This is a genomic window from Burkholderia alba (assembly GCF_034721475.1).
GTDB classification, from domain to species: domain Bacteria; phylum Pseudomonadota; class Gammaproteobacteria; order Burkholderiales; family Burkholderiaceae; genus Burkholderia; species Burkholderia alba.
The window spans coordinates 37,680-50,559 of record NZ_JAWJWL010000026.1 but is presented as its reverse complement, the minus strand read 5'-3'; the positions used below and the strand labels follow the sequence as shown (position 1 = coordinate 50,559).

Sequence of the window (12,880 nt, the reverse complement as noted above, 5' to 3'; positions counted from 1 at the left end):
CAATGGCATGACCCGGAATCCACCTGAAGGACGAACGCCCGAGCAGATCCGCGCGGGCAACAAGCGGCTCGGTTTGATCCTGCTCGTCGTGGTCGCTGGTTTTTTTGTGGCTGTCGTCGTTAAACAGTGGATCCTGTCCACTTCCTGACGCAGTGTTGAGGACGTTGTTGCATGTCGAAGCCCGAGGCTGACGCCGATCGCTCTTTTAACCGCTCGATGCTCGTGAAGCTCGTCGTTGTCGCGGGCCTGATGTTCGGATTCGGTTTCGCGCTGGTGCCGATGTACCGCGCGATCTGCCAGATCACCGGCATCAACAACCTGCTGCAGCGCGACGTCAGCGAGCGGGAAGCGAAGAACACGCAGATCGACTACAGCCGCAAGATTTCGGTCGAGCTGGACGCGAATGCACGCGGTCCGCTCGGTTTCAGGCCGGAGCAGAACAGCATCGACGTGCATCCGGGCGAACTGACGACGGTGGTCTACGAAGTGACCAACGGGCAGGGCCGCGCGGTGGTCGCGCAGGCGATCCCGAGCTACGCGCCGAAGCAGGCGACCGAGTTTTTCAAGAAGATCGAGTGTTTCTGTTTCACGCAGCAGACGCTGGCGGCGAACGAATCGCGCAAGATGCCGGTGGTATTCGTGATCGATCCGAAGCTGCCGAAGGATGTGAAGACGATCACGCTGTCGTACACGTTCTTTGAATTGAATACGCCCGCGCCGACCGCGCGCGGAACGGCGGGGCGGACGGCCGAGTCTCCGAAGCCGGATGCATGACAGACGAGGGGACGAGGACGATGGGCGGAGCAGGCGACAAGAGCACGTTCGTCAAGACGATCAAGGCTGTGCTGTGGTCGTTTTTCGGGGTGCGCAAGCGGAGCGATCTCGAGGCGGATGCGACGCAGCTCAACCCGCTGTACGTACTGATCGCCGCGCTGATTGCGGCGGGGTTGTTCATCGGCGTGCTGATCCTGATCGTGCATGTTGTGGTGGGGTAGCCGGCAGGGTGTCGACGGAGCGCCGCGGCGCTCCGCAGCAGAAAGAGAGGCGGCGCCGCACGCGCCGCGAGAAATAAAGCCGGAGCCTTCCGGAATACATTGGACTGAAGTGGAGAATCAAGCATGAGCGGTCAAAACGAGAGCCCGTATTATTTCGTGCCGCATCCGTCGCATCACCCGATCAGCGCGGCCGTCGGCCTGCTGGTCATGCTCGGGTCAACGGCGCTCTGGATCAACGGTGAACCGTGGGCGCCTTATACCGCGCTGGTCGGTCTGCTGTGGCTCCTCTTCACGCTGTACCACTGGTTCGGCGACGCGATCTCCGAGTCGGAAGGCGGGATGTACGGCAAGCGGGTCGACAAGTCGTACCGCTGGAGCATGAGTTGGTTCATCTTCTCCGAAGTGATGTTCTTCGGCGCATTCTTCGGCGCGCTGTTCTACGCGCGCGAAATCGCGCTGCACCAGCTCGGCAGCCTCGACTACAAGCTGATCTGGCCGGATTTCAGCGCGGTGTGGCCGAACGAAGGCCCGGCGGCGCTGGCAGGCCACTTCAAGACGATGGGCCCGTGGCCGATCCCGACGCTCAACACGGCGTTCCTGCTGTCGTCGGGCGCGACGCTGACGGTGTCGCACCATGCGCTGCGCGACAATCACCGCAAGAAGGCGATCGCCTGGCTGGCCGCGACGCTCGTGTTCGGGATCTGCTTCCTGTTTCTGCAGGGCTTCGAATATTTCCACGCGTACAACGAGCTGAACCTGACGCTCGGCTCGGGCGTGTACGGTTCGACGTTCTTCCTGCTGACGGGCTTCCACGGTTTCCACGTGTTCCTCGGCGGCACGATGCTCGCCGTCGTGCTGGTCCGGATGATCCGCGGCCACTTCACGGCGGATCACCATTTCGCGTTCGAAGGCGCCGCGTGGTACTGGCACTTCGTCGACGTCGTCTGGCTCGGCCTGTACGTCGTCGTCTACTGGCTGTAATGAAAAACGGCCCGCGCAGCGATGCGCGGGCCGTTGTGCTTTATCCGGCCGTGCGTCGAACCGGCGCCGCCGAACCCGCAGGCCGACCTGTGCGCCGCCCCGACTTCGTCAGGCGGCGCTTTTGCTTGAAGGATGCAGCGAATGCGGCGATATGCCGCATCAGCGGCCGATCGGCAAACCGGTCGAATGGATCCAGCCCATCCAGTTCGCGAACAGGATGAACAGGAACAGCGAGATCGACAGGCCGACCCGCATCGCGAGCGACCACACCATGCGCTTCGTATGGCCGCGGTCGTGCATCATGAAATACAGCGCCGACCCCAGACTGGCAATGATGAGGGCGAAGGCGATGGGAACGAGAATGTGCATGAAGCGAACCGGAATCCGGCAATTCGAAAGGGAGGTGTCAATTATCGCACTTCACCCGTCCGGATGTGGCCGGGGCGGAGCGGCCCGATGAAGATCCGCTGGCTGCCCGCGCTGCTGATCCTGGCCGTCGTCGCGGTGACGGTGCGGCTCGGTTTCTGGCAGCGCGACCGCGCGCATCAGAAGGAAGCGCTCGCCGCGAGCATCGTGCGCTACGAGCATGCGCCCGCGCGCCAGGTGGGCGCGCAGCCGGTCGCGCTCGCCGACATCGAATTCCACCGCGTGCGCGCGCTCGGCCGGTTCATGCCGGAACGCGCGGTCTACCTGGACAATCGGCCGTATCGCGATCAGCCGGGTTTCTACGTCGTGATGCCGTTTAAACTCGCGGACGGCGGCTACGTGCTGGTCAATCGAGGCTGGCTGCCGCGCAACATCTCGGATCGCACCGCGATCGAGCCGTTCGCGACGCCGGCGGGCGAGATCGAGATCGAGGGCATCGCGCGCGCCGATGCGTCGCAGGCGTTCGAACTGGGCGAGGGCGGCTCGGCCGCGCATCAGGCGATTCGCCAGAATCTCGACGTCGCCGCCTACGCGCGGGAAACCGGCCTGCCGCTGCAGCCGTTCGTGATCCAGCAGACGAGCGACGACGGCGACCGGCTGGTCCGCGACTGGCCCGCGCCGACGCTCGGCGTCGAGCGCAACTACGGCTACATGTTCCAGTGGTGGAGCATGGCGGCCGCGGCGGCCGGCTTCGGCCTGTACGCCGCGCGCCGTGCCGCGAGGAAAACATCGGGCGCGGCGTAAGCCGGGCCGGTCCGTCGCGCGGCGGGTACCGCCGCGCATTGTTCGAAGAGGTCTCTTTTGTCTACGCAATCTTCCCGTTCGACGCCGCCCCAGGCCGACAAACCGTCCGCGCAGCGCGGCTCGTGGCAACGCGGCCGCTGGGTGCTGCTCGTGCTGTTCCTGATCTGCGCCGCGCCGATGGTCGCTTCGTATTTCACCTACTACGTGATCAAGCCGCGCGGCGGTTCGACCAACTACGGCACGCTGATCGATCCGCAGCGGCCGATTCCGGCATCGCTGAGCGTCACCGACGAGAGCGGCAAGACGGTGCCGCTCTCGTCGCTGCGCGGCGTCTGGCTGCTGGTGATGGAAAACGGCAGCGCGTGCGACGAAGCGTGCGCGAAGAAGCTCTATTTCATGCGCCAGGTGCGCGTGACCCAGGCCGGCGAACGGCACCGGATCACGATGGTGTGGCTGCGCAGCGATACGGCCGCGGTGCCCGCCGTGATCGATCGGGCGTATCCGGACACCCGCAAGCTGGTCGCCGATCCGGCGGCGGTGGCGGCATGGCTGCCGGCGGACGCCGGCACGCAGGTCAGCGACCACATCTACATGGTCGACCCGAACGGCAACCTGATGATGCGTTTCCCGAAGGATCCGAATCCGAGCAAGATCAAGGGCGACGTGACGAAGCTCCTCAAGTGGTCGAGCATCGGCTGAGCGCGGCCCGGGACCGGTAAGAGAGAACCAGATGTCGTATCTACTGCAACTCGGCCTCATCGGCTTGTGCATCGCGCTGCTGCCGCTGTCCTACGTGTGGGTGAAGGCGGACGACGACAAGTTTCGCAAGCTGGTGTGGATCACCACCTTCCTCACGCTCGATCTCGTGATGTTCGGCGGTTTCACGCGCCTCACCGATTCGGGGCTCGGCTGTCCGGACTGGCCGGGCTGCTACGGCACCTCGTCGCCGTTCATCGCGCACGCGGCGATCACCGCCGCGCACCAGGCGATGCCGACGGGCCCGGTGAGCATGACGAAGGCGTGGATCGAAATGATTCACCGCTATTTCGCGATGGCGATCGGCGTGCTGATCATCGCGCAGACGGTCATCGCGTGGACGGCCCGGCTGCGCCGCCGTCCGCTGCACGTATCGCCTTGGTGGCCGACCGGCCTGCTGCTGCTGATTCTCGTGCAGGGCGCGTTCGGCGCGTGGACGGTGACGATGAAGCTGCAGCCGGTGATCGTCACGATCCACCTGCTGCTCGGGCTCACGCTGCTCGGCGCGCTCGGCTGGCTCGCCGCGCGCCAGACGCCGCTGCCCGCGTACGAGCCCGAAGCGGCCCGCTATCGCGCGGCGGCGCTCGCGGCGCTTGCGCTGCTGGTCGTGCAGATCGCGCTCGGCGGCTGGGTCAGCACCAATTACGCGGTGCTCGCCTGCACCGATTTCCCGACCTGCAACGGCCAGTGGATTCCGCCGATGGATTTCCAGCACGGCTTCCATCTGTGGCGCGCGCTCGGCATGACGAAGGACGGCGACGCGATCACTCAGGACGCGCTGGTGGCGATCCACTGGACCCATCGGACCTTCGCGTTCGTCGTGGTCGCCTATCTGGTCGGCTTCGCGCTCCGGCTGCGCCGCTTCGCGTCGCTTCGGCGGCCGGCCGACGGCGTGCTGCTGGTGGTCGTGCTGCAGTTCATCACCGGCCTGACCAATATCGTGCTGCAATGGCCGCTGCCCGTGGCCGTCGCGCACAACGGGGGGGCGGCGATCCTGCTGCTGCTCGTCGTCATGCTAAACTTTCGCATCCTTTCAAGCCGCCCCGGACGTGCCGCGCCACCCGCGCGCGGCGCCGCGCCCGCGTGACGCCGACCCCACATGGACACCACACTTTCTCAAACACCCGGTAGCCGCATCTCCCAGTACCTGGCGCTGACGAAGCCGCGTGTCACGCAGCTCGCGGTGTTCTGCGCGGTGATCGGGATGTTCCTCGCGACGCCGGGCATGGTGCCGTGGACCGTGCTGATCGGCGGTACGATCGGCATCTGGCTGCTGGCCGGCGCGGCGTTCGCGATCAACTGTCTGGTCGAGCAGAAGATCGACGCGCTGATGCGCCGCACCGCGTGGCGTCCGTCGGCGCGCGGCGAGATCACCACCACGCAGATCCTGCTGTTCTCCGCCGTGCTCGGCAGCGCGGGCGCATGGACGCTCTACACGTTCACCAATGCGCTGACGATGTGGCTGACGATCGCGACCTTCGTCGGCTACGCGGTGATCTACACGCTGCTGCTCAAGCCCGTCACGCCGCAGAACATCGTGATCGGCGGCGCGTCGGGCGCGATGCCGCCCGCGCTGGGCTGGGCCGCCGTCACGGGCGCGGTGCCGGGAGACGCGTGGATCCTCGTGCTGATCATCTTCGTGTGGACGCCGCCGCATTTCTGGGCGCTCGCGCTGTACCGCCGCAAGGACTACGAGAACGCCGGCCTGCCGATGCTGCCCGTCACGCACGGCGAGCAATACACGCGGCTGCACATCCTGCTGTACACGGTGATCCTGTTCGCCGTCACGATGATGCCGTTCATCTCCGGGATGAGCGGGGCCGTCTATCTGGCAAGCGCGGTGCTGCTCGGCGCGATCTTCCTCGGCTATGCGTGGAAGATCTACCGCGACTACTCGGATGCGCTCGCCCGCAAGGCATTCCGCTACTCGATCGTCTACCTGTCGCTGCTGTTCGCGGCGCTGCTCGCCGATCACTACGCTCGCCCGCTGCTCGGGATGTAACCCACCGTCTTATCTTGAATGCGATGCTGAATTCACTGTTTGGGCGCCGCGCGCGCCAGGGCTGGATGGCCGCCGGCGCGCTCGCGGGCGCGCTGCTGCTGGCGGGCTGCGACAAGGCGCCCGCGTTCCAGAACGTCGACATCACCGGCAACACGCAGTTCGGCAGCGATTTCGCGCTGCCCGACACCGCCGGCAAGGTCCGCACGCTCGCCGATTTCAAGGGCAAGGCGGTCGTGATGTTCTTCGGCTACACGCACTGCCCGGATGTCTGCCCGACGACGATGGCGGAGCTGTCGCAGGCGCTGCAGCAGCTCGGCCCGGACGCGGCGAAGCGGGTGCAGGTGCTGTTCGTCACCGTCGATCCCGAGCGCGACACGGCCGCGCTGCTCGGCCAGTACGTGCCGGCCTTCAATCCGACCTTCATCGGCCTGCGCCCCGCCGACGAGGCCCAGTTGAAGAAGGTCACGAAGGATTTCCGCGTGTATTACGCGAAGGTGCCGGGCAAGGCGCCGGGCAGCTACACGATGGACCACACCGCCGCGAGCTACGTGTTCGATACCGACGGCAAGCTGCGCCTGTTCGTGCGCGACGGGCAAGGCCCGGGGCCCTGGGTCCACGATCTCAAGCTGCTGCTGAACTGAGCGGCGCTCCGGGCGGCGTTCTGCCGCCCGATTTCATTCCCTTCGTTTTTCCCGATGCCTACGGCAGCGCCGGCAGGTTGATGCCGGGCGCCGCGCGCGTCATCCGGAACTCGGTCACCGCGTAGGTGGCGAGGCCTTCCGTCACGAACGGGTCGGTCTCCAGGATCGCGTCGAGTGCGGCGCGGTCGATCCGTGCCGCCAGGATCACGCCGCCGTCGCGCGGCACCTTCGGGCCGGCCGCGATGAACACGCCCGCGTCGAAATGGCGTTGCAGGTATTCGCGGTGGCGTTCCAGCGCGTCGTCGACGCGTTCGAGCGATGCGGTGTATCTGATGTCGATGACGTACATAGGCGGGCCTCGTGAACGCTGCGGCATCGCGCCGCAGCCAGCCGTCCTTGTAGCACAGCGCACGCCGCCGTGCTGCCGCCGCGACGCGCCCCATTCAAGTTGTAAGCCGGCCTGCCGTAGTTAACGTGACTGTCGTTTGCGGGCGAAAGGCCGGGCCGCGAGCGATGCGCGACGAATCGGACACTCATAAAAGGCACGCACGATGAGCAGAATGAGTTTGAACCGCAAGCTGTGGCTGGCGCTTGCGCTCGTATGGATCGGATTGCTGGGAGTCGGCGCGTGGAGCGCGTTCGAGACGCGCGCGACCATGCTCGCGGAGCGCAAGGAGGGGATGGCGAACCTCGTCGAGGCGGGCGCGGGGATCGTGAAGTCGTACTACGCCCTCGCGCAAAGCGGCAGGATGAGCGAAGCCGATGCGCAGCGCGACGCGCTCGAGCGGCTGTCGGCGATGCGCTACGGCGACGCCGGCTATCTGTTCGTGATGGATTCGAAGCCGGTCGTGCTGATGCATCCGACCTTGCCGAAGCTGGTCGGCACGTCGGTGGGCGAGTACAAGGACCCCGACGGCAAGCTGCTGTTCGTGACCGTGCTGAACGCGGCGAAGGCCGACGGGCACGGTTTCGCCGAATATCGCGGGCGCCTGCCGCACAGCGAGACGGCGGTGCCGAAGATCAGCTACGTGACCCGCTTCGCCCCGTGGGACTGGAACCTGTCGAGCGGCGTGTTCATCAAGGACATCGACACGATCTACTACGAAACCCTGTTGGGCCACCTCGCGGTGGTGTTCGTGATCGGCCTCGTGATCACGGCGGCGATGCTGGTCATCATCCGCAACGTGCGGCGCAGCCTCGGCGGCGAGCCGGACGAGGCGGCCGGCCTGGCCGCACGCATCGCGCTCGGCGACCTGACGCAGCCGGTGCCGGTGCGCGCGGGCGACTCGACCAGCATGATGGCGGCGATGCACGACATGCAGGGCCGCCTGCAGGCCACGATCGGCGGGATCCGCCACGCGGCGGAATCGATCGCGGCGGCGAGCCAGCAGATCGCGGCGGGCAACAACGATCTGTCGCAGCGCACCGAACAGCAGGCGGCGTCGCTCGAGGAAACCGCCGCGAGCATGGAAGAGCTGACCGCGACCGTCAAGCAGAACGCCGACAACGCGCGGCAGGCGAGCGGCCTCGCGAACAGCGCGTCGGAGATCGCGCTGAAGGGCAACGACGTGGTGAGCCGCGTGATCGGCACGATGGGCGAAATCAACGACAGCTCGCAGAAGATCGCCGACATCATCGGTGTGATCGAGGGCATCGCGTTCCAGACCAACATCCTCGCGCTGAACGCGGCGGTCGAGGCGGCGCGCGCGGGCGAGCAGGGCCGGGGTTTCGCGGTGGTGGCGGGCGAGGTGCGCTCGCTCGCGCAGCGCAGCGCGACGGCCGCGAAGGAGATCAAGCAGCTCATCAACGATTCGGTCGAACGCGTGCACAACGGCTCGCAGCTGGTCGGCCAGGCGGGCACGACAATGAGCGAGATCCTGCAGGCGGTGCGGCGCGTGACGGACATCATGGGCGAGATCGCGGCGGCGTCCGAGGAGCAGGCGAGCGGCATCACGCAGGTGGGCCGCGCGGTCACGCAGATGGACGAAGTCACGCAGCAGAACGCGGCGCTCGTCGAGGAAGCCACGGCCGCGGCCGCGTCGCTGCAGGCGCAGGCGGCGCGGCTGCGCGAGTCGGTGAGCGCGTTCCGGGTCGGCGCCGCCGTCGCGCGCGGCGCGGCGTGGGAGGTCGTGCCGGACGCGCCGGAGCGGGCGGAACCCGCGCTGGCCTGATGCATACCCATATGAGCGGGATGTATTTCACAGCGCCGCGAACCTGTGACACCATCTGCGCTTTCTGACGCGAGCCGATCGGGCCGGCTATCGCGCCCTATTTCAAAGCCCGGACTTGTGTACTGCAAGAAAGCGAGAAACAGATGAAGCGTCGCAATCTCCTGAAAGTGGTTTCCGCCGTCGCGGCCAGCGCGGCACTGAGCGTTTCGTTCGGCGCGCATGCGCAGGACAAGGTCATCAAGGTCGGCACGGTGGCGGGCCCGGACGCGCAAGTGTGGCAGGTGGTGCAGAAGGTGGCGAAGGAGAAGGAAGGCCTCAACGTGAAGGTCATCGAATTCAACGACTACGTGCAGCCGAACGCGGCGCTCGACGCGGGCGATCTCGACGCGAACAGCTTCCAGCACCAGCCCTATCTCGACAGCCAGGTGAAGCAGCGCGGCTACAAGATCGTCAGCGCGGGCCTCACGTACATCTCGCCGATCGGCGTGTACTCGAAGAAATACAAGTCGCTGAAGGATCTGCCGCAAGGCGCGAAGGTCGCGGTGCCGAACGATCCGTCGAACGAGAACCGCGCGCTGCTGCTGCTGCAGTCGCAGGGCGTGATCAAGCTGAAGCCGGGCGCCGGCACGGGCGGCAACAACGCGACGGTGCTCGACGTGGCGGACAATCCGAAGAAGCTCAAGCTGACCGAGCTGGATGCGGCGCAGCTGCCGCGCGTGCTGAGCGACGTCGATGCGGCGGTGGTCAACACGAATTACGCGATCGCCGCGAACCTGCAGCCGACCAAGGACGCGATCGCGCTCGAATCGCTGACGAGCCCGTACGCGAACCTGATCGCGGTGCGCGCGAAGGACAAGGACCAGCCGTGGGTGAAGAAGCTCGTGAAGGCGTACCAGTCGCCGGAAGTGAAGGACTTCATCGCGAAGCAGTTCAAGGGTTCGATGGTCGCGTCGTTCTGATCTGACGCATCGCATTCGACCGAAGGGGCCTGCCGACGCAGGCCCTTTTTGTTTTGCGGCGGCCGGCACTTCCGGGGGCCGCGGGCCGCCGGGCCTCGAAAACGGGATATCGGAGTGGTATCCTCGTGCGCTTGCTGTCGATTCCGTTACAGGCACCCCGCCTGCCGGCCCGTCGCAGCGGCCGCGCCCGCCCCGTCCGGGGCCGCGCGGCGACACGGATCCATCAAACAAACCGATATCGGGGGAGACTCATCCATGAAGCGTTTCAACGCAATTGCCATCCGTTCGATCCTGGCGGGCGCCGCCTCGCTCGCGCTGCTGTCCGGCGCCGCCGCCCACGCGCAGACCGTCAAGGTGCTGTCGATCGTCGATCACCCGGCGCTCGACGCGATCCGCGACGGCGTGCGCGAGGAGCTGAAGGCGTCTGGCTACGACGGCGACAAGCTCAAATGGGAATACCAGAGCGCGCAGGGCAACACCGGCACCGCCGCGCAGATCGCCCGCAAGTTCATCGGCGACCAGCCCGACGTGATCGTCGCGATCGCGACGCCCGCCGCGCAGGCCGTGGTCGCGTCGACGAAATCCGTGCCGGTCGTCTACTCCGGCGTGACCGATCCGGTTGCGGCGCAACTCGTCAAGGGCTGGGGCCCGTCGGGCACCAACGTGACGGGCGTGTCGGACAAGCTGCCGCTCGACAGGCAGGTGGCGCTGATCCGGCGCGTGGTGCCGAAGGCGAAGACGGTCGGGATGGTCTATAACCCAGGTGAAGCCAATTCGGTCGTGGTGGTGAAGGAGCTGAAAGCGCTGCTCGAGAAGCAGGGCATGAGCCTCAAGGAAGCCGCCGCGCCGCGCACGGTCGACATCGCGCCCGCCGCGAAGAGCCTGGTCGGCAAGGTCGACGTGATCTACACGAACACCGACAACAACGTGGTGTCCGCGTACGAATCGCTCGTGAAGGTCGCGAACGAAGCGAAGATCCCGCTGATCGCGGGCGACACCGACAGCGTGAAGCGCGGCGGCGTCGCGGCGCTCGGCATCAATTACAGCGACCTCGGCCGCCAGACCGGCAAGGTCGTGGTGCGGATCCTGAAGGGCGAGAAGCCGGGCGCGATCGCGTCGCAGACCAGCGACAACGTCGAGCTGTTCGTCAACACGGATGCGGCCGCGAAGCAGGGCGTCACGCTGTCGCCGGACCTCGTCAAAGAGGCGAAGACGGTCATCAAGTAAGGCCCGCGCGGCCGCAGCGCCGCCGCGTGAGCAGGCGGCGCGGGTTCGCCGGCCCTACCGGGCCATGCAAAGAAAGGCGGACGACGCGTCTTATCCGGACGGCGTCGTCCGTTGCGTATCCGGCGCGGCATGCGTTTGCCGCGCCCGCAACAGGATTTCCCCACATGTCTCTGTTCTCGATGCTGGGTGCGCTGGAGATCGGCCTGATCTTCAGTCTCGTCGCCCTCGGGGTGCTGATCTCCTTCCGCATCCTCAATTTTCCCGATCTGACCGTCGACGGCAGCTTTCCGCTGGGCGGCGCCGTCGCCGCGACGCTGATCTCCGCCGGCTACGACCCGTTCACGTCGACCGCGCTCGCGATCGTCGCGGGCGCGTGCGCCGGCTTCATCACCGGCTGGCTCAACGTGCGCCTCAAGATCATGGATCTGCTCGCCAGCATCCTGATGATGATCGCGCTCTATTCGGTCAACCTGCGGATCATGGGCCGGCCGAACGTGCCGCTGATCACCGAACCGACGCTGTTCACCGTGCTGCAGCCGGACTGGATGCCCGACTACGTGCTGCGTCCGGCGCTACTGCTCGTCGTCGTCGTGATCGCGAAACTCGGCCTCGACTGGTTCTTCTCGTCGCAGCTCGGCCTCGCGATGCGCGCGACCGGCGCGAATCCGCGAATGGCGCGCGCGCAGGGGATCGCCACCGGCCGCGCGACGCTCGCCGGGATGGCGCTGTCGAACGCGCTCGTCGCGCTCGCGGGCGCGCTGTTCGCGCAGACCCAGGGCGGCTCCGACATCTCGATGGGGATCGGCACGATCGTGATCGGCCTCGCCGCCGTGATCATCGGCGAGACGCTGCTGCCCGCGCGCCGGCTGGTGCTGACCACGCTCGCCGTCGTGCTCGGCGCGATTCTCTATCGCTTCTTCATCGCGCTCGCGCTGAACAGCGATTTCATCGGCCTGAAGGCGCAGGATCTGAACCTCGTGACGGCCGTGCTCGTGACGGTCGCGCTGGTGCTGCCCGCGACCCGCAAGAAGCTGTTCGCCCGCAAGCAAGGAGGTGCGTGATGCTGTCCGCACAAGACCTGAAACTCACCTTCAACCCCGGCACGCCGATCGAGACCCGCGCGCTGCGCGGGTTGTCGCTCGAGATCCCGGACGGGCAGTTCGTCGCGGTGATCGGCTCGAACGGCGCGGGTAAATCGACCTTCCTGAACGCCGTCAGCGGCGACCAGCGGGTGGACGCCGGGCGCATCGCGATCGACGGCGTCGACGTCACGCGGCAGCCCGCGTGGGATCGCGCGCCGCTCGTCGCGCGGGTGTTCCAGGACCCGATGGCGGGCACCTGCGAAGCGCTGACGATCGAGGAGAACATGGCGCTCGCGACCGCGCGCGGCGTGCGGCGCGGCTTTCGTCCGGCGCTCAATCGCGCGTCGCGCGAGCTGTTCCGCGACAAGCTGCGGCTCCTGAACCTCGGGCTGGAAAACCGCCTGGCCGACCGGATCGGCCTGCTGTCGGGCGGCCAGCGGCAGGCGGTGAGCCTGCTGATGGCGTCGCTGCAGCCGTCCCGTATCCTGCTGCTCGACGAACATACCGCCGCGCTCGATCCGAAGACGGCCGCGTTCGTGCTGGAGCTGACCGCGCGCATCGTGCGGGAAAGCCGGCTGACCACGATGATGGTGACGCACAGCATGCGGCAGGCGCTCGACTACGGCGACCGCACGGTGATGCTGCACCAGGGGCAGGTGGTGCTCGACGTGTCCGGCGACGAACGCAAGGGGCTCGACGTGCCCGACCTGCTGCGGATGTTCGAGAAGACCCGGCACGAGCAGCTCGACGACGACGCGCTGCTGCTCGGGTGAGCTGGCTGCGGCCCGATGCGACGCGGGCCGCGCGCACGCCATGAGGGACGAGCCCGGCGCGCGTAACGCGCCGGGCGGTTCGGGGCCGCGCGGCGGTGCCGTTGCGCGCCGCGTCGGCGGGTT

General features: G+C 66.9%; 16 protein-coding genes. 14 read left to right on the top strand and 2 right to left on the bottom strand.

Features of this window, described 5'->3' with window-relative positions; all coding sequences use genetic code 11:
* Positions 1 to 7 precede the first annotated feature (7 nt).
* The 4 genes from RZR99_RS25730 (at position 8) to RZR99_RS25715 (ending at position 1,976) form a co-directional block, all read left to right on the top strand.
* Entirely contained in the window at positions 8 to 148 is a 141-nt protein-coding gene (locus RZR99_RS25730; protein WP_323122600.1) for a cytochrome oxidase small assembly protein, read from the top strand.
* Positions 149 to 171: 23 nt separating this feature from the next.
* Positions 172 to 774: a cytochrome c oxidase assembly protein gene (locus tag RZR99_RS25725; protein WP_323122599.1), complete on the top strand. Its 603-nt coding sequence runs from the start codon at positions 172 to 174 to the stop codon at positions 772 to 774.
* A 20-nt stretch (positions 775 to 794) separates the two neighbouring features.
* Entirely contained in the window at positions 795 to 995 is a 201-nt protein-coding gene (locus RZR99_RS25720) for a DUF2970 domain-containing protein (RefSeq protein ID WP_323122636.1), read from the top strand.
* Positions 996 to 1,118: 123 nt separating this feature from the next.
* Entirely contained in the window at positions 1,119 to 1,976 is an 858-nt protein-coding gene (locus RZR99_RS25715) for a cytochrome c oxidase subunit 3 (protein ID WP_323122598.1), read from the top strand.
* 159 nt (positions 1,977 to 2,135) lie between these two features.
* On the opposite strand, the gene RZR99_RS25710 is transcribed toward RZR99_RS25715, so the two are convergent.
* The gene (locus tag RZR99_RS25710; protein ID WP_323122597.1) at positions 2,136 to 2,345 is read right to left on the bottom strand and encodes a twin transmembrane helix small protein; all 210 of its coding nucleotides are present in this window, start codon (positions 2,343 to 2,345) and stop codon (positions 2,136 to 2,138) included.
* An 87-nt stretch (positions 2,346 to 2,432) separates the two neighbouring features.
* Here RZR99_RS25710 and RZR99_RS25705 point away from each other — a divergent pair, with 87 nt between their 5' ends.
* Genes RZR99_RS25705 through RZR99_RS25685 form a run of 5 tightly spaced genes read left to right on the top strand, consistent with a single transcriptional unit; the run spans position 2,433 to position 6,545 of the window.
* Complete coding sequence (locus RZR99_RS25705) at positions 2,433 to 3,146, top strand: SURF1 family protein (protein WP_323122596.1); 714 nt, start codon at positions 2,433 to 2,435, stop codon at positions 3,144 to 3,146.
* Between the two features lie 57 nt (positions 3,147 to 3,203).
* Entirely contained in the window at positions 3,204 to 3,845 is a 642-nt protein-coding gene (locus RZR99_RS25700; RefSeq protein ID WP_323122595.1) for an SCO family protein, read from the top strand.
* Between the two features lie 31 nt (positions 3,846 to 3,876).
* Positions 3,877 to 4,989: a COX15/CtaA family protein gene (locus RZR99_RS25695; RefSeq protein WP_323122594.1), complete on the top strand. Its 1,113-nt coding sequence runs from the start codon at positions 3,877 to 3,879 to the stop codon at positions 4,987 to 4,989.
* A gap of 12 nt (positions 4,990 to 5,001) precedes the next feature.
* Positions 5,002 to 5,904 carry a heme o synthase gene (gene cyoE, locus RZR99_RS25690; protein ID WP_323122593.1) on the top strand — a complete coding sequence of 301 codons (903 nt, stop codon included), beginning with the start codon at positions 5,002 to 5,004 and terminating at the stop codon, positions 5,902 to 5,904.
* A 23-nt stretch (positions 5,905 to 5,927) separates the two neighbouring features.
* Complete coding sequence (locus RZR99_RS25685; RefSeq protein WP_323122592.1) at positions 5,928 to 6,545, top strand: SCO family protein; 618 nt, start codon at positions 5,928 to 5,930, stop codon at positions 6,543 to 6,545.
* 58 nt (positions 6,546 to 6,603) lie between these two features.
* On the opposite strand, the gene RZR99_RS25680 is transcribed toward RZR99_RS25685, so the two are convergent.
* Positions 6,604 to 6,894 carry a YciI family protein gene (locus RZR99_RS25680; protein ID WP_323122591.1) on the bottom strand — a complete coding sequence of 97 codons (291 nt, stop codon included), beginning with the start codon at positions 6,892 to 6,894 and terminating at the stop codon, positions 6,604 to 6,606.
* A 202-nt stretch (positions 6,895 to 7,096) separates the two neighbouring features.
* Between RZR99_RS25680 and RZR99_RS25675 the strand changes: the two genes are divergently transcribed.
* The 5 genes from RZR99_RS25675 to RZR99_RS25655 all read left to right on the top strand — a co-directional run bounded on the left by RZR99_RS25675 (position 7,097) and on the right by RZR99_RS25655 (position 12,757).
* Positions 7,097 to 8,716, top strand: coding sequence for a methyl-accepting chemotaxis protein (locus RZR99_RS25675; protein ID WP_323122590.1), 1,620 nt, complete (start codon positions 7,097 to 7,099; stop codon positions 8,714 to 8,716).
* A gap of 143 nt (positions 8,717 to 8,859) precedes the next feature.
* Positions 8,860 to 9,675 (top strand): MetQ/NlpA family ABC transporter substrate-binding protein, encoded by an 816-nt coding sequence (locus RZR99_RS25670; RefSeq protein WP_323122589.1) that lies wholly within the window; start codon positions 8,860 to 8,862, stop codon positions 9,673 to 9,675.
* 255 nt (positions 9,676 to 9,930) lie between these two features.
* On the top strand, positions 9,931 to 10,902 hold the full coding sequence (locus RZR99_RS25665; RefSeq protein WP_323122588.1) for an ABC transporter substrate-binding protein: 972 nt from the start codon (positions 9,931 to 9,933) through the stop codon (positions 10,900 to 10,902).
* 164 nt (positions 10,903 to 11,066) lie between these two features.
* Positions 11,067 to 11,963, top strand: a complete 897-nt coding sequence (locus tag RZR99_RS25660; protein WP_323122587.1) for an ABC transporter permease — start codon at positions 11,067 to 11,069, stop codon at positions 11,961 to 11,963.
* Positions 11,963 to 12,757: an ABC transporter ATP-binding protein gene (locus tag RZR99_RS25655; RefSeq protein WP_323122586.1), complete on the top strand. Its 795-nt coding sequence runs from the start codon at positions 11,963 to 11,965 to the stop codon at positions 12,755 to 12,757. The genes RZR99_RS25660 and RZR99_RS25655 overlap by 1 nt, the downstream gene beginning before the upstream one ends.
* Positions 12,758 to 12,880: the final 123 nt, after the last annotated feature.

Coding starts and splice junctions, on each gene's coding strand:
- RZR99_RS25730 (WP_323122600.1), top strand. CDS start 8: ATGACCCGGAATCCACCTGAAGGACGAACGCCCGAGCAGATCCGCGCG.
- RZR99_RS25725 (WP_323122599.1), top strand. CDS start 172: ATGTCGAAGCCCGAGGCTGACGCCGATCGCTCTTTTAACCGCTCGATG.
- RZR99_RS25720 (WP_323122636.1), top strand. CDS start 795: ATGGGCGGAGCAGGCGACAAGAGCACGTTCGTCAAGACGATCAAGGCT.
- RZR99_RS25715 (WP_323122598.1), top strand. CDS start 1,119: ATGAGCGGTCAAAACGAGAGCCCGTATTATTTCGTGCCGCATCCGTCG.
- RZR99_RS25710 (WP_323122597.1), bottom strand. CDS start 2,345: ATGCACATTCTCGTTCCCATCGCCTTCGCCCTCATCATTGCCAGTCTG.
- RZR99_RS25705 (WP_323122596.1), top strand. CDS start 2,433: ATGAAGATCCGCTGGCTGCCCGCGCTGCTGATCCTGGCCGTCGTCGCG.
- RZR99_RS25695 (WP_323122594.1), top strand. CDS start 3,877: ATGTCGTATCTACTGCAACTCGGCCTCATCGGCTTGTGCATCGCGCTG.
- cyoE (WP_323122593.1), top strand. CDS start 5,002: ATGGACACCACACTTTCTCAAACACCCGGTAGCCGCATCTCCCAGTAC.
- RZR99_RS25685 (WP_323122592.1), top strand. CDS start 5,928: ATGCTGAATTCACTGTTTGGGCGCCGCGCGCGCCAGGGCTGGATGGCC.
- RZR99_RS25680 (WP_323122591.1), bottom strand. CDS start 6,894: ATGTACGTCATCGACATCAGATACACCGCATCGCTCGAACGCGTCGAC.
- RZR99_RS25675 (WP_323122590.1), top strand. CDS start 7,097: ATGAGCAGAATGAGTTTGAACCGCAAGCTGTGGCTGGCGCTTGCGCTC.
- RZR99_RS25670 (WP_323122589.1), top strand. CDS start 8,860: ATGAAGCGTCGCAATCTCCTGAAAGTGGTTTCCGCCGTCGCGGCCAGC.
- RZR99_RS25665 (WP_323122588.1), top strand. CDS start 9,931: ATGAAGCGTTTCAACGCAATTGCCATCCGTTCGATCCTGGCGGGCGCC.
- RZR99_RS25660 (WP_323122587.1), top strand. CDS start 11,067: ATGTCTCTGTTCTCGATGCTGGGTGCGCTGGAGATCGGCCTGATCTTC.
- RZR99_RS25655 (WP_323122586.1), top strand. CDS start 11,963: ATGCTGTCCGCACAAGACCTGAAACTCACCTTCAACCCCGGCACGCCG.